Genomic DNA, 19,587 nt, shown 5'->3' with positions numbered 1-19,587 from the left:
TTGGCGGTTCGTTTTTCCCCCAAATCACATAGGACTGATATATCAAGATGAAAGATGATGCATTTTTTACTTTTTAAAGCATTTTCTCCATGAACACAGTACAAGGACTCGTATTGTATCGCTCAATAAAATAGAAGCCGAGCCGCTGATAAAGCTTCAGAGCTTGTGCTTGTTTTTGTTCATCAATCGTATCCAGCCTGACTTTCTTATAACCTATAATTCTGGCAAAATCTAAGAGCATCTGAGCCATTTTCGTCCCCAACCCTCGTCCTCGATAATCTTTAAGAAACCACATTCTCTTTAGTTCGCAGATGTCGTCGCTCAAACGCCGAATTGCGCCACTGCCAACAACCCGCTCCTCATCAATCAGCACCAAGAATGTGCCCTTATTGTCGAAGTAGTGCGATTGCACGTCATCTATATCAGACATGGCATCGTAATGCCTAATCACTTCTTCAGGAAGCTGCCATATTTCGTTGCAAACCGCGATGATTACGCGCTTGACTTCTTCAACTTGGTGTGATTTTATCGGTTTGATTTCTATCATCTTTTTGTCTGCTATTGCGTATAAACGGCACAGATTATAAGTTTGAGATCCTTAAAGTCGATGTGCAAGCGCTGAGTAAAGCCCCACCAAGTGTGAAGGCGGAAAACCGATTGCCAGTTAGAAAAAATGTCTATCTTAAGACGTATCCCCAAGCAAGTGACAAAACATTGTTCCCTGCGTAGACTGAGCGCAAGTCAATCAGGCAAACTTTAACAAAGAAATTAGCGATGAAGACACGACAGTTAGGACAAAGCGATCTCACCGTCTCGGCAATCGGTTTGGGTTGCATGGGAATGTCAGATTTTTACAGCAACCGCGATGATACTGAATCAATTGCCACTATTCATCGGGCGCTAGAATTGGGGCTAAATTTTCTCGACACGGCTGATATGTATGGGCCATTCAAGAACGAAGAATTAGTTGGACGAGCAATTAGCGATCGCCGCGACTCTGTGGTTCTCGCTACTAAATTCGGCATCGTTAGCAGCGAAGACCCTAACGTTCGCGGTATCAATGGCAAACCGGAGTATGTTCGCTCAGCCTGCGAAGCGAGTTTGCGTCGTCTGGGTGTAGAGACGATTGACCTCTACTACCAGCATCGAGTTGACCCCAATACTCCCATCGAAGAAACCGTCGGTGCGATGGCGCAACTGGTTCAAGAAGGCAAAGTCAGATATTTAGGACTCTCGGAAGCCGGATCGGAAACCTTGCGTCGTGCTTGCTCCGTACATCAAATTACCGCATTGCAGAGCGAGTATTCCCTGTGGAGCCGCGATCCAGAAGACGACATTCTTGCCACCTGTCGAGAGCTTAACATTGGCTTTGTTGCCTATAGCCCGCTCGGACGGGGCTTTTTGACCGGGCAGATCAAAAGCTTTGATGACTTGGCTGCTGATGATTACCGCCGCAACTCACCGCGTTTTCAGGGCGAGAACTTTCAGAAAAATCTGGAACTGGTACAACGGATTGGCGAAATTGCCCAAGAAAAAGGGTGCCGACCAGCGCAGCTGGCTCTTGCTTGGGTGCTGGCGCAGGGTGAAGACATCGTTCCGATTCCCGGAACTAAGCGGCGGCAATATCTGGAAGAAAATACCGCTGCGCTGGAAGTGAATCTGACGCCAGAAGATTTGCAGCGCATTGACGAAGTGGCCCCCAAAGGCGTCGCTAGCGGCGGACGTTATCCGGAATCGATGATGAGCATGGTAAACCGCTGACATTTTTGAGCGACGGTTTCTGCTACAAAGATGCTTGTGACAGGTCAAAGTTACTGCGTGCAATCCTGAAAACGGTTAATTCCGAGCCATCAGATTTTTTGTCCGCGCTAAAACTCCCTTCGTTCTACGAGGAAAACCATGAGATACAAGCTATTCGGAAAGAGTGGATTAAGAGTTTCCGAACTCTGCCTTGGCACAATGACTTTTGGTGAAGACTGGGGTTGGGGCGCATCTAAAGATGAAAGCCGCCAAATATTTGATGCCTTTGTGGAAGCAGGCGGTAACTTTATTGACACTGCCAACGGCTACACAGAGGGCACCAGCGAGAAAATGGTTGGTGAGTTCATTGCCTCAGAACGGGAACGCTTTGTCGTTGCTACCAAATACTCGTTTCCCTTGCACATGAGCGCTCGCGCGGGAAATCCTAATGGCAGTGGCAACCATCGCAAGAACATGATGCAGTCATTAGAAGGCAGTCTGAAACGCCTTAAAACTGACTACATTGACGTATACTGGCTGCACGCTTGGGACTTCATGACGCCCGTAGAGGAAGTGATGCGTGCCTTCGATGACATGGTACGTTCTGGCAAGGTTCTCTACATTGGCATTTCTGACGCACCCGCCTGGATTATTTCCCAAGCAAACACGCTGGCGCAGTGTTACGGCTGGACGCCGTTTGTAGCGTTGCAAGTCGAGTACAGTTTGATTCAGCGGACGCCAGAACGCGACTTGTTACCGATGGCAAAGGCTTTCGACTTGGCAATTACGCCGTGGTCGCCCTTGGGTGGCGGTGTGCTAACGGGCAAGTACAATCGCACCCAGAGCAACAATAGCGAACAGGGGGGCGAACAGGGGCGAATCGGAACGATAGGGGGGAATATTTCCGAGCGGAATTTAGCGATCGCTGACGTTGTGTGTCAAGTTGCCGAAGAAATTGGGCACACGCCTTCACAGGTGGCGCTGGCTTGGCTAAGCGCTCAAAGCAGCGTCATCATCCCGATTATCGGTTCTCGGAAGGTCAGCCAGATCGAAGATAATCTGGCTTGCCTAGATGTCCATCTGACGCCAGAGCATTTGCAACGCCTCAATGAGGTGAGTCAGATCGATCTCGGCTTCCCCCATGACTTCCTGAGTAATGACACGATCCGCGATCGCCTTTATGGCGGCACATTCAACTTAATCGACAATCATCGCAGCTGAAACCAGGGTAAGGAATAAATCAATAAACCCATGCTATTTCCTGATAATTTCCAATGGCGATCTAATTCACCTTGCAGAATTTACGCTAAAGCCAGAGAATCAGGAATGCTTGGGGGAATTGGAGCGAGAATCTGTAATGTTAAGGTTGCAAAATCCAGAACGAAACGATTTTAAATCTCCCACAAAAATGTATCGCTTAAATAAGGTGAAGTTGCCATGAAAGTTAAATCTGCATATACAAGGCTTCTGGTTACTGATATTGAAGCTTGCTTTCTGTTCTACCGAGATGTAATGCAATTCAAGGTAAATGTAGAAGATTTCACGAGCGGATATGCTGAATTTGAAGCGGGAGATATGAAGCTGGCTTTATTCAGGCGCAAGGAAATGGCAGAGATGATAGGCAACGATCAGAAGCCCTCCAGTGCCGAATGTCAAGACAAAGTTGTATTAATTTTCACAGTACCTAACTTGGACGAAGCCTATCACGAATTAAGACATAAAGACATCGAATTTACTACAGATCCGATGACCAACCCATACTATGGAATGAAGACAGCCTATCTTCGAGATCCTGATGGAAATCTTATCGGTTTATATCAATTTTTAGACTGATATAAAAGAGCCAGTCTGGTTAGCGATTCCTACGCTAATGATTGTGCGATCGCTATTTGCATTTTGGGCCTGCCGTCAGCATTACAAAAAAAGCGCTGCCCCTGGATAGCAGTTTATCTCAGCGTTCGGAAACCAAAGGCAAACCAGATTCCGCATCCCTCTTAGGTGCGGCTTGCTGACGGACACAGTGCCTTCGATACCTTTAAAGAACTCCTGACACAAGGCGGTGCAGGTTTAATCGAACCCATGTGAAATGAGCCAATATCCTGGCGTGCTACCGATCCGAGAAGAGGACTTTCCAGCGAATAATGTAGCTGAAGAGAGAAGATCGCAACTTTAATCTGGCGAACTGACTTTTTCCGCCCTTGTTGTCCCAGCGCTAACTATCGGTCTCCAAACCACCATTGCTCCCCTAAATCGAAATATAAAATTACAGTTTTCCGTGTTCCGAAATCTGTAAATTGTTCCACAATTAAGGGAACCTCTATTAAGGAATTGTTATGGGCAAGGAAAAGGAAAAGGGTGGCAAAGAAGCCAAAAAGCCTAAAAAGGAATCTGACGGCACTAAGAAGCAGAAGAAAGATCCGAATAGACATGACGGACCACCAGGAGGGAAGTAAACCGAGCTAGACGAGTTCCGTCTTCATATGACCCGCCCCACTTGTAGGATACGGTTGGCATCCCGATCTAACCTCTCCCTAGCCCCTTCCCTAGCAGGGAAAGGGGCTAGGAAATTCGATTTGCCAAGCATGGCGTTTTAAGTTGATAGCCACGACCTCATTTGCTTACAACATAATCAAACCCAACCTCGCACCCAGAGTCACCGCCTCAGTTCGGCTGGAAGCGTTGAGCTTTTGAAAGATTGATGATACGTGAAACTTGACGGTATGCTCAGAAATGCTCAACTGCTTGGCAATGTTCTTGTTCCCCATTCCCAGCGCCAGCATCCCTAAGACCTCGATCTCCCGTGGTGTCAGCGCCTGAATCGGGGAAGCAGGGAGTCGGCGTGCGGAGGACTCTCTGAGAGGCAGCAGAGAATCCATAAAGTCTGGATGCAGCACCATCAGCCCCAGCGCTGCTGTCACCACAGTTGCGACAATTTCCTCAGCCGTTGCCGTTCGCGGTAAGATTGCCCGCACGCCGACTTGCAAAACCGACTCTAGCCAAGTGCTGTGGGGGTTGTTCGCTAAGATGACAAGTGCCGGAGATTCTGCACCCAGCGCGAGTAATTTCTCTTCAGCCGGATCGTCATCTGAGAAGGAATAATCCAGCAACACCACATCGGGTTGTCGTTCCTCAAGCAGCTGCACCAGAGTGTCTGTGCTAGAGGAACTACCGACGATTTCCAGCAACTCAGAGGTGCGGATGATGCTCTCCAACCCCGCACGCACGATGGGATTTTCGGCTGTCACCACGACCGAAATCACGCTGACTTCACCTCTGGAAAGGTTGGTTTGCCAGTGTCTTGAGGAGCAGATGCGATCGCGTAGCACCGTCTCCCAGAACGCAGAAATTCCAACGCTAGGGGCTTTCCGGGTTCGGCATACTTGAGAATGCTCAGCAGATCATCCGGGGTTTGAAAAGATTCACCGCCCACACCTATTAGCACGTCGCCCATTTGAAGACCCACCGAGGCAGCTAAACTCCCCGGAGCAACTTCCAACACTAATAAGCCCAAAACACGCTGATTTTCTAACCGAAGCAGCACGGGACGGAGAGTGACACCCAGAGAGAGTGGGCGATCGCGTTTGAGAAACCGTTCGACTCTCTTACTGGGGATTGCCAACGCTAACCCATTGGCAATCATCGTGTTAATTGCGATCGCTCGCCCCCGTGCATCGGCAAGCAAACCCCCAGAATTTCCGGGTGCTAGCCGAATATCAGCCTTAACCCATCTTTGAGTGCTCAAGTCATCGGTGGCGTTAGTCGCGTGGATAATGCCCTTGGTGAGTGCTCCGACTAGACCCAGAGGATTTCCCACTGCCAGCACCAGTTCGCCGACTCGGAGAGCCTCAGAGTCGCCAACCGTGACGGCGGGAAGGTCAGTTGCCTCAACCTGGAGTGCTGCTAAATCCTGTCTGGAGTCGATATCAGTGCGGATAGCCTCAATGACTCGTCCATCCCAAAGTTCCACAATTGCCCGGTCGAAAGGGGCGACATGAGCGTTGGTGATAATCAAACCTTGAGAATTCCAGATTGTACCCGATCCGCCACCCCCGCCACTGCTGCGGACTTGTACGGTACAACGGCGTAGTTGTTCGGCGATTTGCGACAACTCCAGGGCAATCTCTGCACTTGCACCTGTATTTTCTATAGTTGCGATCGCGAAGCGCTGACTTGTCAAGTTCGCCATCTTAATCCTCCCTCGTCGGTCGTTCGCCAACGGTGAGTGCGACTTCAAGAGGCGCACCCCCCCGAACCAGCTGCACTTTCAGAGTTTTTCCGACGGTTTCCGTCCCCAACATCGCCTGCACGTTCCCCGTGTCGCTGACCGGATTGCCATCGATTGCGACTAGCACATCGCCAATCAGCACCCCAGCTTTATCCGCAGGGCCATTCGGCTCAACGTTGATAACAATCACCCCACCATTAGAAGCCAGAGAAAGCGCACTCTTCAGCGTATCGGGCAAGCGAACCGGCTGCATTCCCAAACCCAGGTAGCCGCGTGCAATCCGTCCTTTTGAAAGCAACTGATTGACTACCCGGTTCACCGTAGAGGCGGGAATGGTTAAAGCCATATTGCGAGGCCCGGAGGTATTCATGCCTGCAACTTTACCGGCTGCATCGACCATCGGCCCGCCGGAGAATCCGGAGTAGAGGGTTAAATCGAGACGCACAAATCGATCGATCGAACCACCGCTCATACTACGCCAAGCATCCCCAATCGCGCTCACCACACCCATAGAGGCACTCACGCCGTTCTCAGTCCCGCGTCCGAGTGCAAGTGCCAGATGACCGACCTTTAGCGTTGCCGCATCGCCAATTTCCGCAACCGGGAATTCGATGTTTTCTAGCTTTAGGACAGCGACATCGGTGCTAGCGTCACGCCCCAGGATGGTAACGGGGACTGTCCGACCATCGGGTAAGGTGACGGTGATTTCCTCTTCGCGCTTGATGGTTTCGTCAGAGGTGACGATGATACCGGGTCGCCAGTGGATACCGCTTGAGGAGGAATTCCGCCTTAGCCATCCTCTTCTCCCGTGGGAGGTTCGCCCATTGACTGCAACAACTGAGGCACCGACTCGCTCAACAGTATCGGCTAAATTGTTGGACAGAGCCAGCAAGGTGCTGGATATCTCCGATGAAGATAAAGACATTCCATTTCTCCCATGCGATCGCTTTTACGGGACAGCTGCCAATCCGGTTCGGTAAACTCCCTCAACCCCTCTCCATCTCTCCCTAACCCTCCTCGCGGGGGTAGAGAAGCGGGTTCGGGGGTGAGGTCTGCCCGATCTAAACCGGATTGCCACTTCCTCCTGCTGATATCGTGCCGTTTTGAAGAGACGGGCGGCATCAGAGAAATGGGGAGAACTCACCCTAGAAAAATGGCTAGGGTTCCATGTATTCCTAATTACAAGTTAACTTTATGGGGGCTAACCCCTCTGGCAGAACTTCACCCGCCACGAAGGTAGTTCTTAAGAACGAGGTAAGCTGAGAGCGGTTTCTCCAACATAGACAGCAGGCAGGTCATGCAAAACGCAAAAAAAGTCTATGGAACCAACAGAAACCAATCCATCCCAAAAACTGGCAGACAAGAACTCCAAGCCAATTACTCAGGTACAACGAGATAGTGTAATTACCTCTGAAGACTTGCCTCCGAAGGCATTTCGCATCAGCCTGACGATAGCAACTCTGGCGATTGTGTTGCTGTTTTTTGGCTTTTACTTCGGCATCATTAATGTTTAGAGTATTGCTAGCAAGATGAGCTACTTTGCATTTCACCTTGTCTTTATCCTGCCACCAATCCTCTTTCTAGCATGGGTTCAACGCCAACCTCTAGCTGGTATCGGAGGACTGAGAGCGTGGTTAGGGCTACCCCTGATTGCGCTGATTGCCCTGATTTATACGACACCGTGGGACAATTACCTGGTTTGGCACGACGTATGGAACTATGGCACGGATCGGGTGGTGGGTACGATTGGCTACGTGCCCGTTGAGGAATATTTATTCTTCATCCTTCAGCCACTTCTAACAGGTCTGTGGCTGTACTGGTTGTTTCCTCTCACAACTGAGCCAGCACAGGAGGAGGATTCTCCTTGGCTGCGAGCATCTGGCATCGTTTTCTGGCTCGTTCTCAGCATTGCGGGAGCTTTTATGTTGCAGTCGGAGAAGACTGTGTACATGGGGCTAATTTTAGCTTGGGCATGCCCCATACTGGCGCTACAGTGGGGAGTTGGAGCAAAGCAACTCTGGGCGAGAAAAGATGCTTGGCTGATTGGCACTCTAATCCCCACAGTTTACCTGTGGATAGCCGACCGCATTGCCATCGGACAGGGCATTTGGAGCATTTCTGAGACCTATAGCACTGGATTTAAGCCGTTTGGGTTGCCGATTGAAGAGGCGACATTCTTTTTAATCACGAACCTGCTAGTGGTGCAAGGACTTTTACTGTTTCTATTGGTGGGGAAGATGCGATCGCTTCTACCACTCATCTCTTTCCCTATTCTCAATAATGGGCGACCAGAACTTCCAAAAGCTCTTGCTCAGGTAGAGTCTGGAAACGATACGGTTTGAGATGGTTGCCTCTATTTTCCACATCACCTTTTGGGAGTAAAACCGAGATGCCTATTAAGGAATTTTTAGAACAAATTTCTGACACGGTATGGGAAATTCCGGTTTCCTACAAGGAAGGGATGCGCGTTCCCGCCCGGATTTATGGGACAGAGAAGATCATTTCCGAATTAGACGAAGCGGTTTACGACCAAGTTACGAATGTCGCGACGCTGCCAGGAATCACCAAATATGCTATGTGTATGCCCGACGGACACTTTGGCTATGGTTTTCCGATTGGTGGCGTGGCGGCGATGGATGTGGAAAAGGGAGGCGTGATTTCCCCCGGCGGTATCGGTTTTGATATCAATTGCGGAATGCGCTTGATGGTTACAAACCTCACCTACCATGAAGTCAAACCCTATATCAAAAAGCTGGTAGATAGGCTCTACGAAAGGGTTCCGGCTGGAGTGGGAAGCAGCGGTTTTGTAAAATTATCGCGGAATGACTTTCGCAAAGTGGTCGAACAAGGCGCTCAGTGGTGCGTTAATAATGGCTATGGTTGGGAAGAAGATTTAGAATTCATTGAAGAAAACGGCTGCATTAAAGGTGCTGATTCTGCAAAGATTAGTGACAAGGCAATTGACCGGGGTTTCAATCAAATTGGAACTCTAGGATCTGGCAATCATTATTTAGAAATTCAAGTTGCTCGAAAGCAACATATTTTCGATCCAGAGTTAGCCAAGACGATGGGAATTACCATGCCAGATCAGGTGGTGGTGATGTTCCACTGTGGAAGTCGCGGATTTGGTCATCAGGTGGCAACTGACTATCTGCAAAGATTTTTAAAGGTAATGGATAGCAAGTATGGAATTAAAATACTTGATCGAGAATTAGCTTGTGCGCCCTTTGATTCTCCAGAAGGACAAGCTTATTTCGCTGCGATGAAATGCGGCATTAATATGTCTTATGCCAATCGTCAAGTGATTCTGCATCGCATCCGCGAAGTATTTTCGGAAATCTTTGAACGTTCGGCGGAAGACTTGGGGATGCACATGGTTTATGATGTGGCACACAATACCGCCAAGCTAGAGAGTCATATTGTGGATGGGAAAAAGCGATCGCTCCTCGTCCATCGTAAAGGTGCAACTCGCGCTTTCGCACCGGGAATGGCAGATGTTCCGGAACGCTACAAGAATATTGGTCAGCCGGTTATCATTGGCGGCAGTATGGAAACCGGATCTTATTTATTAGTCGGCGTACCCACTGGCGACCAAACTTTCTTCAGCACTGCACACGGAAGCGGACGCACAATGAGCCGTACCAAGGCTCGAAAAGCTTGGAAGGGAGAAACACTCCTGAAAGATATGCAGAAGAAGGGTATTTATGTCCGCAGTACCTCAATGTCTGGACTAGCAGAAGAAGCGGGTGCAGCTTACAAAGACATTGATGATGTGATTGAAGCGGCTGAGTTAGCGGGGATTAGTAAAAAGGTGGTGCGGTTAACACCGATTGGAAATATCAAAGGATAAAGCAAATTTAACATTTGCGCGATCGCCATCTTCTACTAAATTTCTGGCTTTTTAGGTTGCTCTAAAAATTCCAAATCTTTACAAAAGCTGGGCTTACCTTTTTTGAAGTCACTAAGCTTGTATTTGTAGAGCGTTCCTTGTTTGGCAAACACTAAATTACCCAGAAAATCCCAAGTAGCCCAGTCAATAGAATCAAGAAGATCGGGATATTCATCTAACCTAAACTTGAAAGTATAGCCACGTTGCAAAAAACCTGTGTAATACATTCTTAATGTCGGATGCTCTCGACTCGGCTGCCAATACCAGCCGTCGTCATTTTCGCACTTGACCGTATACGTTTTGGAATTCTCAACTTTCACATTATTGCCGTAATTGTCTCCAGCTCTAGTCCATCCATCCCGCTCTAACCGGGGATATAGTACGCCTAAATCTTCTCCTCCAAACTGGGAATTCAACTGTCCTAATTTAAAAGGGATGCTGCCTTTTGGCTGTCCCAAACCATTCAATAACAGTTCTTTCTCATCTTTCCAATAGCCTCCTCCAAACCACGTTCCCATATTGTCTGCCTCCAAGTGGGTTTTTAACCGAGGCAACAGACAAACCCCGCTCCAGGTGTTGCCATTACGCCCCCCCATCGCCAAATAAACCATCCATTTTCCATCGAAAGATATATCGCATCTTTTTGGATATAACTTACCGTTAAACCAAGACCCATATTCTAGGCAATCGTCTTCTGTATTCCAACGAATGATGTGGAAAACTTTTGACGGCTTTCGTCTGATTACAGCGACGTAGGGCGAGCCTTTCGCTGGAAGTAAATGTATTCTCGCTGGAATTTCTTCAATCATCGCAGTGCAGTTCCATCAAAGGGATAGTTTATGCAGGTACGCACGCCATTAACAGTGATTACGGGGCCACTCGGAAGCGGAAAAACAACTCTGCTTCGTCACATTCTCGACTCTTTTCCTAAAAAGATTGCCATTTTGATGAATGAATTTGGCGAAATTGGTATTGATACTAAAATCATTCAAGGCAAAAATGTCCAAATGGCGGATCTCGGTGGTGGTTGCGTCTGCTGTTCGCTGCTAGGAGAGTTTGAAGCCGCTGTCAATGAAATCATTGATAGTGTTGACCCGGATAATATTGTGGTGGAGACAACTGGAGTTGCAGAACCAGATGCGCTGGTTTTCGATATTCAAGAAAGCTTAACCAAAGTGCGGCTGGATGGGGTTGTCACGGTTATCGATGCAGATGCAATGGTGAAATATCCGTCGGTAGGACATACCACTCGGATACAAATAGAAGCAGCAGACACCCTCCTTTTGAACAAAGTTGATTTGGTTTCCGAAAGCGAGTTAAAGGCGATAGAAGATAAATTGCGCTCCTTCAACGAAGTCGCCTCAATTTTGCATACTAAGAGATGCCAAGTAGATCCTGATTTGCTATTTGGGATTGGTCGAGAGCGAGTTCAACCGCAACCTCATCACGTTCACCAACTTGAATTTGAATCATTTAGCACGACAAGTCCTGCTACTTTCAATCGGCAATGTTTTGGAGAATTTGCCGACTCACTGGGGACAGATGTTTACCGGGCGAAAGGTTTTGTACGATTTCCTGAAGGAAACTATCTTTTTAATTTCGTGGCTGGACGTTGGGATCTGGAGCCATTTGAACAAGAGGGGACGGAGCTAGTTTTTATCGGCAAACAGGTAAGCGATCGCAAGGAAGAAATTATTAGTCAGTTAAAGACGTGTGAGCAATAGTCCTATGCCTTATGAGTTTCTCGAAGATGTTGCCACTGCTGATATTGCTTTTCACGCTTGGGGAAAGGATTTAGAGGAGCTTTTCATCGCAGCGGGTGATGCAACCCTTAACGTGATGATTGATAATCTGGATGCGATCGCGCTAACCGAGACGCGCACCTTCAGCTTAGAAAATGATGAATTGGATATGCTGCTGTTTAATTTCCTGCAAGAATTCATCTACTACAAAGACAGCGAATTACTACTGCTGAGGGCGCAACAGGTTGAGATATCCGAGAAAGATGGAGTGCATCAGCTAAGTGCGGTTACAACGGGAGAAAAGCTAGATAGCGATCGCCATCAACAACGGGTAGATGTTAAGGCTGTTACTTTACACCAGTTCCAATTGGAAAAAACAGATGACGGTTGGACAGCAATGGTGATTCTTGATATTTAGTGCATATCTCCAAAAAGGTCTTGCAAATTGTAAATACCGATGCGGATATTTATAAGATTGCAGCGAATATAGCGGTTCTCAATCGAGTGGAATATAGGTTGTGTTTGGAGGGGCAATTCATGAATTGCCCCTCCTGTTTACTTTCTCAAAGAATAGCTAATTTTCCCTTAAGCCAGTGACATTCGATTTAAATACTCTGATAGGGGAAAATATTACACAAGTGAAGTCTCTCTAGCCTACGGCACGCTACGCTAACGCCGACTCACCAAAAGCCCAAGTTTGGAAACCTGCGAAGGCAGATTTCGTCTTGTATCCATAGCTTACAGGATATCCTTATCCTTCCAATCGCAGTGGGTATTTATAAACATCCTTTCAAGAGGAAATTTTTCCTATAATGCACAATTTTATAGAACCGCTGGGTAACTGGAATCCCCAACTGTTGCGGGAACTCAAAGGACGTCTTAAACCTCGCAACATTCTGTTGGCAAGTGTTATCTCTGCGCTGGGTCAATTTGGAATATTCATGTATTTTCAAACCCATCTGCCGAATCCTATTAACCGAATCGCGGATATCTACAATAAATATTGCACGGGCAAGCCCCTTCCTAATAGTAAAGAACCGCTATGTCTGTTGGATGGATTGGGCAATTTGGTTATCAACTCGCAATTATGGTCACTAGACCGATTTATATCCCTGAGCATTATTGGCATCTTAATCCTGTTACTAGCAGGAACCTATTTGCTAATTAGTGATTTGGCTACTGAAAAACGTCGCGGCACCCTCAATTTCACTCGGCTCAGCCCTCACTCTACTGCGAGTATTTTAACGGGAAAACTGCTGGGGGTTCCGATTTTGATTTATCTGGTAGCCGTCGTTGCAGTTCCTTTCCATTTGTGGGCTGGACTTGCAGCCAAAATTTCTTTAGGACAAATATTGAGTTTCTATGGGGTTCTCGTTGGTAGCTGTATTTTCTTTTACAGTGCTGCGTTGTTATATGGCCTTGTCAGTTCTTGGCTGGGCGGTTTTCAAGGTTGGTTAGGCAGTGGTACGGTTCTGGCTTTACTAATGCTAACTAAGGGAATAAGTACGACCAGTTACTATAATTCAACGACTTGGCTGAAGCTGCTTAACCCCTTTTGCCTAATCCCACATTTGTCTGCTAGTTCTTTTAATGAATCTTTTGCCACAGGGTTAGAAGGGTTTAAGTGGTTTAGCTTACCATTGGGTGACAGTGTTTTAACTGCCGTAGGCTTTGTGCTGTTAAACTACAGCATTTTGATTTGGTTTATTTGGCAAGCTTGGCAGCGTTGTTTTCGTAATCCCAATGCCACTATGTTAAGTAAGCAGCAGAGTTATTTATTAACTGCTTGCTTTACAGTTTTGACTCTAGGATGTGCCAATTACAACTCCATAGAAAATCGTAGCGTTTACGCTGCGCCGCTGTTAGAAAACCTCTTGGCGCTATCGTTGTTGAATCTGTTGCTATACCTCTGTTTAATTGCTGCTGTGACGCCTCATCGCCAAACTCTACAGGATTGGGTAAGCGCTCGACCCAAGAGGGGTTCTAATAGCAAGAGATTCGCTGATAGCTCGTTGGTAAAGGATTTAATTTGGGGTGAAAAAAGTCCAGCGGTAGTAGCGATCGCGCTGAATGTAGTGATTGCGATCATCCCCTTGGCTTTATTTATTTTACTGTCCCCTGCACAATCCGCTACTGGTATAAATGCTGTTGTAAAAGTAAATGAGAGCAGAACTGGGGCGTTGTTTGGTCTTACTTTAGTGGCTAGCTTAATCCTAATTTACGCAAGCATAGCCCAACTGCGATTATTCATGCGAACTCAGCAACGGACGCTCTGAGCAGCGGGAACGCTAGGGGCACTAATTGTATTGCCCCAACTATTTTTGCGGTACTGAGAATTCACCATTTCGATCCCTTGGCGGTGCTGTCGCTGTCTATTGTCTCTCCTTTCGCTCTCTTACTAGGCTCGGAGAAAATTTTTCTGCTAATTCCGGGTCTGGGACTAATACTGGTATTGTTGAACCTGCAACTGACACGCCAGTTGCGGCAAGCAGGCAAGCAAATCAAAGGCTCCAGCCACGTCACCTCGTAGTGAGAAACGCGCGATCGCCATCAACAGCGAGTAGATGTTAAGGCTGTTACTTTACACCAGTTCCAATTGGAAGAAACCGATGACGGTTGGACGGCGATGGTGATTCTTGATATTTAGCGCGTGTCTGTGAATTCGAGAATTGAGAGCAATTTCCTTTCCCCCTCCTCTGGAACCGTAAAGTGAGTAACTTCCAATCTATAATGCTAATTTTTAACTTTAGATGTGAACACAAAATACTAGGATTTCCAAGGCTTAAGGCGTAGCAAAAGAACCCACCACCAAGGCATCATCCTACGATTTATGTGAACTGTCAGAAATCGAGGTGCTACTCCTAGAAGAGGCAAATAACCTTCAGGCTTGTTTACTGCATTATGGCTATAATCAATAGCCATAATCCATTGACCTTGGTTATACCAACCCAAGTTCTCTCCAAATATAGGCCAACGTTTGCTCAATCGATCAGAATAGTCCTCGATGCACTTCAGCCTTTCATAGTCAGAAAGGCAAGTTTCTGGAGTCACTTTGCTATCACGGAATGTATATTCCAATACACGCCTCTGCACACTAAATCCAAACCTGCTATTACTGTATTTCAGCCAAAGACTGTCGATAGTTTGCAAATCAACGAGCGGGAAATTATTAACGTTTTCTCCGCCAAATACTTCACGCATTAATGCCATAGTTTCTACATCTGCTGCCTGCCAGTCATTCTCTGCTAATAAATCGCGTAAAATTCTGTAGTTTTTCCCAAGTTCTGAACTTAAAACATCAGGGTACTCGGATGAGCTTGATTGCATTAGTGGCTCTTGATTCATTATCTCAGATTGTAATGGGGCTTCTTCTGTCTCAATTGTTTGATTTAACCCATCAATTATAGAAGCGGGTGCTTGAGTTGTTCGCAAACTACGCAGTTTGGTTATTTCTTGGTAGAGTAATTTTCTGTATCGTTTAACTTCTTGCAGCGTTAAGCCTTTACCTTGAGAAGTTTTGGAATCGTACTCATCATGGCAATCCAAACAAAGAAAAGCGAGGTTGTCTAACTTGTTGTTTGTATTGTCATGATCAAGATGAGCTATTTGCCCTTTTATTACATCAAACTTTTGATATAAGCCAAAGCAAATGCAACATCTTCTTGCGCTTTGAGTAAGCACTTCTATTTCGATACTTGGAGGTATGGGTTTTCGCCCCATATATTATTACCTCTTACAAAACTGTTAGTGAGCAAGTAAGGAGAGCAGTACGCTCAATTCCATTCTTAAAAGTCAAGTGAGGAAGCAGCACTTGGTAGAACCCTGAAGAAAGTCAACTTGTGGGCGATTACCTTACAACTTCATCCAGCCGATCACGTTTCATGGTCAGTAGATGCGACGAGAGTCTAGTTTACCAACACTCTGCGGTGTACTGCGCGATCGCTGCCAGGTATGAGAATTCGGCTGCCCCGCCTAGCTAAGATACAAGCAGTAAGACACACCTAGGAGTTGTCATGGTACAGTACAACCCGTTGCAGCATCTTCCCACCGCTGAAGAACTGCCTGAAACTGACCATAAGCCTGTGGAAAGTCAACTACAAATTCTGGTTGCCAGCTTATTAGGAGATATCCTAGCTTGGCTTTGGCAGAACCTTACCGACTGGTTTTGGGGCATAAACATGGGGGTTTATTATGACCCTGAAAAATCTGCAATTGTCCCTGATGGATTCTTAAGCTTGGGAGTTGAACGGTTGACTCGTACTGGGGGAAGGTTGAGTTATGTTATCTGGCAAGAGGGCAAAGTTCCCCTTCTGGCACTTGAGTATGTCTCTAAAACTTACGGTCAAGAGTACGACAACAAGAAAGATGAGTATGCCAGTATTGGCGTGTCGTACTATGCGATCTACAACCCGGAGTACCATAGGCGTGACAAGCACAATCCCTTTGAGGTTTATCGCTTAATGGATGGGCAGTATGTGCTGCAATCGGGCGAGCCAGTGTGGATACCTGAGATTGGCTTAGGAATTGGTAGGGCGCAGGGTACTTATCGGGCTTGGACGCGGGAGTGGCTGTACTGGTACGACCAGAATGGTAATCAACTCTCTACACCCTCGGAAGTTGCACAGCAGGAGCGTCAACGGGCAGAGCGTTTGGCTGAGCGGCTGCGGCAGATGGGAGTTGACCCCGATACTCTGTAGAAATGCGATAAGCCTGACGGCATGCTTCGCTAACGCACGGTAGTAATTTATCAGTGCGATCGCATCTGGGTCTTTTCCAGTTCAAGTTGAGCGGTAAGCGAAGAGCTTTCGCAACGCTTACGCGCTTTTCTCAATTTCAGCTTCGGTGGTGGAAGCGATCGCTTCAAATTTCCTCCTCCCTCTCGCTATTACCTATCTGCTGAACCCTTATCGATAGTTTCCCAAAATACATCATTCTTTATACAGAGAAATTAATCGCAAACAAATTTCTCTGATATTTAGACAATACTCATTCACTATTTTTAGGCTAAATATTCTATCCCCCCTACCCCCTTCTACCTTTAACAACCTGAGGTGCTGTAGTCTTAAAAACTAAAAGTTGGGGGGATTGCTTTTTTTTGCAGACGCTTCGTGAAAAAAATACTTCAGAGATTTAGTCAATACTCATTCAACATTTTCAGGCTAAATATTCTATCCCCCCTACCCCCTTCTACTCTGAATAGGATGATGTGCGGTAGACAAAGAAGTTGGGGATCGGGGGGGATTAGTGATTACGAATAAGTTGCTGAAATGGGATAACTTTTACTACTTTGGAAAGAACATTATAAGATTTGTTTCAAATAATATAGTTAAAAGAAAACAGTTTAGAGCGAGCTTATGCAGATTGTAGATAGAGAAGAAAGTTTGAGCTACAAACATTACAGCAGCGAATGGAAATGGGGTTTTACCCCTAGCGCTGAAATTTGGAATGGTCGTTTGGCAATGGTGGGCATTGTGATTGCTGTCCTCATTGATTTAGTAAGCGGTCAGGGAGTTCTGCAATTTTGGGGAATCCTATAAGCAAGGCGATCTCTTGCTAATTTATCTTACCGTTACCCGCCTTTAAATCTGACTTTCTTCTTTTTACAAAGTTGCGTTTGAAATTTAAATAATGCAAATTTCGCAAGATAAAACAGAACAACAATACACGGAAGCTGCTATTAACATAGAACAAGGATTCACCCCAAATTCTGAAATTTGGAATGGTCGCTTTGCCATGCTCGGTTTTGTATCCATCCTCACTATAGAGGCATTAAGTGGGCAAGGCATCGTTCATTTCTGGGGCGATATCCTCAGCAATCTTTGGTAATTGTTCTAATCAATTAAACTCATTGAAATCTAAATTTGGAGCATCATTATGACATCTGAACAACCAAAAAATCCCAATCAAACTGACGCTGTGCAACACGATAGCGAAACCCCTTTTGCAAAGAAACCTTCTGTTCTATTTATCCTTAGCACTTCAATAGGAGTTATCACCATTCTCACGGTGGTTATAAGTGTTTATCGCGGAGTTGCTGGTTTCTAGTTCTACTCAATAGAAGTTCTAAAGGCTGGCATTTTCTTAAAGAAGTTATCAGCGTTTAGAGCTGATTTATTGCAATTCTCGTTTGAATGCAGTACGGTTTAACCTTACCCCTGCCCCTCCCCTGTAGAGACGCGATATATCGCGTCTAAAACGTTTATCTTCCTTGCAAAGGAACTTTGCTCTTGGGTGAGGTTTTTGAAATCGAAATAGGCGATCGCTTATCGCTGAGTCACCAACATCTTCATGCCATGTTTTGGGCGGAGCGTTAACGAGGGTTGCAGCACCACCGGATACTCTGGTTGTAGCGTCAGGCGAAACTTTTGCGCGATCGCTGCCAGTAGTAAACTTGCCTCCATCATCGCAAATGCCTTGCCAATGCAGATTCGCGACCCGCCACCAAAGGGAAAATAGGCAAAGGTAGGCAACTTCTTGATGAAATTATCTGCCCAACGATCCGGGTTAAAAACTTCTGGATTTTCAAAGAAGCGAGGATCTCGGTGCATCGCCCACTGATTGATAAACACAGTGGTTCCCCCCTTCACCTCATACCCGCCCAGAACGCAGTCTTCTACGGCACGTCGGCTCATTCCCCACACCGGCGGATACAGTCGCATTGATTCCAACACCACTCGCTCTGTGTAACGCAACTGACGTAAATCGGCAACCGTGGGTGCGCGATCGCCCAACACTGTCTTTAATTCTTCTTGCAATTTCGCTTCTACTTCTGGGTGTTGTGCAAGTAGAAACCATGTCCATGTCATGGCGTTAGCAGTCGTTTCATGACCCGCCAAAAAGAGAGTCATTGCCTCATCTCGCACTTGGCGATCGCTCATCCCAGTTCCATCAGATTCATCCCGCACTTGAAGCAATAGGGAAAGCAAATCGCCTGTGTCCTTACCGCTAGCTCGGCGCTCGTTAATAATGCGATAGACAATCGCATCTAATTGTTTAATTGCTTGTTGGTAGCGCAAGTTACTAGGAGTCGGCATCCAACCAGGAAGGAAATATTGATTGGCAAGATTGGAATTAAAATCCATCACTGCATCTAGCGCCGCCTGCACTCCTTCCGCTTCATCTTTAATGTCAACATCAAACAGTGTTTTTGACACAATTTCTTCGGTCAAAAACATCATATCTTGATGAATATCGCGGATTTCGCCATCGCGCCATTGGTCAATTAATTGCTGAGTATAGTCAACCATTACCTTTCCATAGGCGACAACTCGTTCCTGATGAAAAGCTGGTTGAACCAGACGGCGTTGGCGCTGCCAAAAGTCGCCTTCACTGGTCAGTAAGCCGTTACCTACAACGCGCAATCCGCGTCGGTACACGCTACTTTTAACAAAGTTGGGGTATTGAGTGACCAATACTTGCTCAATCAAGTCGGGATGGTTAGCTAAAAAAGCTGGAAATGGCCCAAACTGCCAGCAAACAAGATCGCCATACTCCCTAGCACATTTGCTCAAGAATTTAAGTGGATCGCGGTTTATTTCTGGAAGATGACCTACAAGAAAATGACCTTTAGGGCCAGGTGGTAAATGTACTGCGGGCATAAACAAATCGGTTAAAAATGCTTTTAGGGATAATCAAATGGTTTTATGGCTGCTCATGCCGAAACGTAGCTATTATCTCGGTTTTGTTGAGTTCTAGCTGTAAAAAACCACTTTCAAGCCTTACCCGACGGAACAGCGACGATTACAGCGATCGCTACTTTTTCTTAAAGAGCGCCTATCTAAATTTTAACTAAAACAAATTTTTTCAAAATCAAATGGCATTTGCATCGAACGCGAACATCCTGGGGACGCGCTTTGCGATCGTTTCTGCCATCCCTCGTCTGCAAAAGTGCAGGACAGCACAAGCGTAAGCAATACTAATTAACAAAAGCAAGCTAGTTAAGGTAAGACTTTGGGACGGAATAATAGATAAAAATTAGCCCTTACATTGAA

Annotated in this window: 20 protein-coding genes and 1 pseudogene; 14 read left to right on the top strand and 7 right to left on the bottom strand. The window is 46.5% G+C overall.

Going from position 1 to position 19,587, the window contains the following annotated elements:
* Positions 1-73: 73 nt before the first annotated feature.
* Positions 74-547, bottom strand: coding sequence for a GNAT family N-acetyltransferase (locus NDI44_RS12590; RefSeq protein WP_190411574.1), 474 nt, complete (start codon positions 545-547; stop codon positions 74-76).
* Positions 548-774: 227 nt separating this feature from the next.
* Between NDI44_RS12590 and NDI44_RS12585 the strand changes: the two genes are divergently transcribed.
* The 3 genes from NDI44_RS12585 (at position 775) to NDI44_RS12575 (ending at position 3,573) form a co-directional block, all read left to right on the top strand.
* Positions 775-1,761 carry an aldo/keto reductase gene (locus NDI44_RS12585; protein ID WP_190411573.1) on the top strand — a complete coding sequence of 329 codons (987 nt, stop codon included), beginning with the start codon at positions 775-777 and terminating at the stop codon, positions 1,759-1,761.
* Between the two features lie 138 nt (positions 1,762-1,899).
* Positions 1,900-2,961, top strand: coding sequence for an aldo/keto reductase (locus NDI44_RS12580; protein ID WP_190411572.1), 1,062 nt, complete (start codon positions 1,900-1,902; stop codon positions 2,959-2,961).
* A gap of 216 nt (positions 2,962-3,177) precedes the next feature.
* On the top strand, positions 3,178-3,573 hold the full coding sequence (locus NDI44_RS12575; protein WP_190411571.1) for a VOC family protein: 396 nt from the start codon (positions 3,178-3,180) through the stop codon (positions 3,571-3,573).
* 785 nt (positions 3,574-4,358) lie between these two features.
* Here the strand turns inward: NDI44_RS12575 and NDI44_RS12570 are convergent.
* From NDI44_RS12570 to NDI44_RS12560, 3 genes are read right to left on the bottom strand one after another with little or no spacing between them, the layout of a single operon-like run.
* Positions 4,359-5,000 carry a response regulator transcription factor gene (locus NDI44_RS12570; protein WP_190411570.1) on the bottom strand — a complete coding sequence of 214 codons (642 nt, stop codon included), beginning with the start codon at positions 4,998-5,000 and terminating at the stop codon, positions 4,359-4,361.
* Positions 4,997-5,926, bottom strand: coding sequence for a trypsin-like peptidase domain-containing protein (locus tag NDI44_RS12565; protein ID WP_190411569.1), 930 nt, complete (start codon positions 5,924-5,926; stop codon positions 4,997-4,999). Before NDI44_RS12565 ends, NDI44_RS12570 begins: the two co-directional genes overlap by 4 nt.
* A 1-nt stretch (position 5,927) precedes the next feature.
* Entirely contained in the window at positions 5,928-6,890 is a 963-nt protein-coding gene (locus tag NDI44_RS12560; protein ID WP_190411568.1) for a trypsin-like peptidase domain-containing protein, read from the bottom strand.
* A 394-nt stretch (positions 6,891-7,284) separates the two neighbouring features.
* Between NDI44_RS12560 and NDI44_RS12555 the strand changes: the two genes are divergently transcribed.
* The 3 genes from NDI44_RS12555 to NDI44_RS12545 are packed head-to-tail and all read left to right on the top strand — an operon-like array spanning position 7,285 to position 9,815.
* Entirely contained in the window at positions 7,285-7,479 is a 195-nt protein-coding gene (locus tag NDI44_RS12555) for a hypothetical protein (protein WP_190411566.1), read from the top strand.
* Positions 7,480-7,494: 15 nt separating this feature from the next.
* Positions 7,495-8,307, top strand: coding sequence for a lycopene cyclase domain-containing protein (locus NDI44_RS12550; protein ID WP_190411565.1), 813 nt, complete (start codon positions 7,495-7,497; stop codon positions 8,305-8,307).
* Positions 8,308-8,354: 47 nt separating this feature from the next.
* Positions 8,355-9,815: an RtcB family protein gene (locus NDI44_RS12545; protein ID WP_190411564.1), complete on the top strand. Its 1,461-nt coding sequence runs from the start codon at positions 8,355-8,357 to the stop codon at positions 9,813-9,815.
* A gap of 35 nt (positions 9,816-9,850) precedes the next feature.
* Here the strand turns inward: NDI44_RS12545 and NDI44_RS12540 are convergent, their stop codons facing one another.
* Positions 9,851-10,663, bottom strand: a complete 813-nt coding sequence (locus NDI44_RS12540) for a hypothetical protein (protein WP_190411563.1) — start codon at positions 10,661-10,663, stop codon at positions 9,851-9,853.
* A gap of 30 nt (positions 10,664-10,693) precedes the next feature.
* Between NDI44_RS12540 and NDI44_RS12535 the strand changes: the two genes are divergently transcribed.
* The 4 genes and pseudogenes from NDI44_RS12535 to NDI44_RS12520 form a co-directional block, all read left to right on the top strand.
* Positions 10,694-11,578 carry a GTP-binding protein gene (locus NDI44_RS12535; protein WP_190411562.1) on the top strand — a complete coding sequence of 295 codons (885 nt, stop codon included), beginning with the start codon at positions 10,694-10,696 and terminating at the stop codon, positions 11,576-11,578.
* Between the two features lie 4 nt (positions 11,579-11,582).
* Positions 11,583-12,014 (top strand): archease, encoded by a 432-nt coding sequence (locus tag NDI44_RS12530; protein ID WP_190411720.1) that lies wholly within the window; start codon positions 11,583-11,585, stop codon positions 12,012-12,014.
* A gap of 394 nt (positions 12,015-12,408) precedes the next feature.
* Positions 12,409-13,872: a hypothetical protein gene (locus tag NDI44_RS12525; RefSeq protein WP_190411561.1), complete on the top strand. Its 1,464-nt coding sequence runs from the start codon at positions 12,409-12,411 to the stop codon at positions 13,870-13,872.
* A 269-nt stretch (positions 13,873-14,141) separates the two neighbouring features.
* Positions 14,142-14,243: pseudogene (locus tag NDI44_RS12520) on the top strand (archease); the annotation flags it as partial.
* 119 nt (positions 14,244-14,362) lie between these two features.
* Here the strand turns inward: NDI44_RS12520 and NDI44_RS12515 are convergent.
* Positions 14,363-15,316: a GUN4 domain-containing protein gene (locus NDI44_RS12515; RefSeq protein WP_190411559.1), complete on the bottom strand. Its 954-nt coding sequence runs from the start codon at positions 15,314-15,316 to the stop codon at positions 14,363-14,365.
* A gap of 293 nt (positions 15,317-15,609) precedes the next feature.
* On the opposite strand from NDI44_RS12515, the gene NDI44_RS12510 reads away from it, so the two are divergent.
* From NDI44_RS12510 to NDI44_RS12495, 4 genes are all read left to right on the top strand, one after another.
* On the top strand, positions 15,610-16,293 hold the full coding sequence (locus NDI44_RS12510; RefSeq protein ID WP_190411558.1) for a Uma2 family endonuclease: 684 nt from the start codon (positions 15,610-15,612) through the stop codon (positions 16,291-16,293).
* Between the two features lie 657 nt (positions 16,294-16,950).
* On the top strand, positions 16,951-17,133 hold the full coding sequence (locus NDI44_RS12505) for a chlorophyll a/b-binding protein (RefSeq protein ID WP_190411557.1): 183 nt from the start codon (positions 16,951-16,953) through the stop codon (positions 17,131-17,133).
* Between the two features lie 91 nt (positions 17,134-17,224).
* The gene (locus NDI44_RS12500; RefSeq protein ID WP_190411556.1) at positions 17,225-17,422 is read left to right on the top strand and encodes a chlorophyll a/b-binding protein; all 198 of its coding nucleotides are present in this window, start codon (positions 17,225-17,227) and stop codon (positions 17,420-17,422) included.
* 48 nt (positions 17,423-17,470) lie between these two features.
* Positions 17,471-17,641: a hypothetical protein gene (locus tag NDI44_RS12495; protein ID WP_190411555.1), complete on the top strand. Its 171-nt coding sequence runs from the start codon at positions 17,471-17,473 to the stop codon at positions 17,639-17,641.
* 218 nt (positions 17,642-17,859) lie between these two features.
* On the opposite strand, the gene NDI44_RS12490 is transcribed toward NDI44_RS12495, so the two are convergent.
* Entirely contained in the window at positions 17,860-19,194 is a 1,335-nt protein-coding gene (locus NDI44_RS12490) for a cytochrome P450 (RefSeq protein ID WP_190411554.1), read from the bottom strand.
* Positions 19,195-19,587: the final 393 nt, after the last annotated feature.

The organism is Trichocoleus sp. DQ-A3 (assembly GCF_039961975.1).
Lineage (GTDB): Bacteria > Cyanobacteriota > Cyanobacteriia > Cyanobacteriales > FACHB-T130 > FACHB-T130.
Note: the sequence above shows the minus strand (reverse complement) of the source record. Positions and strands in the feature narration are given on the sequence as shown.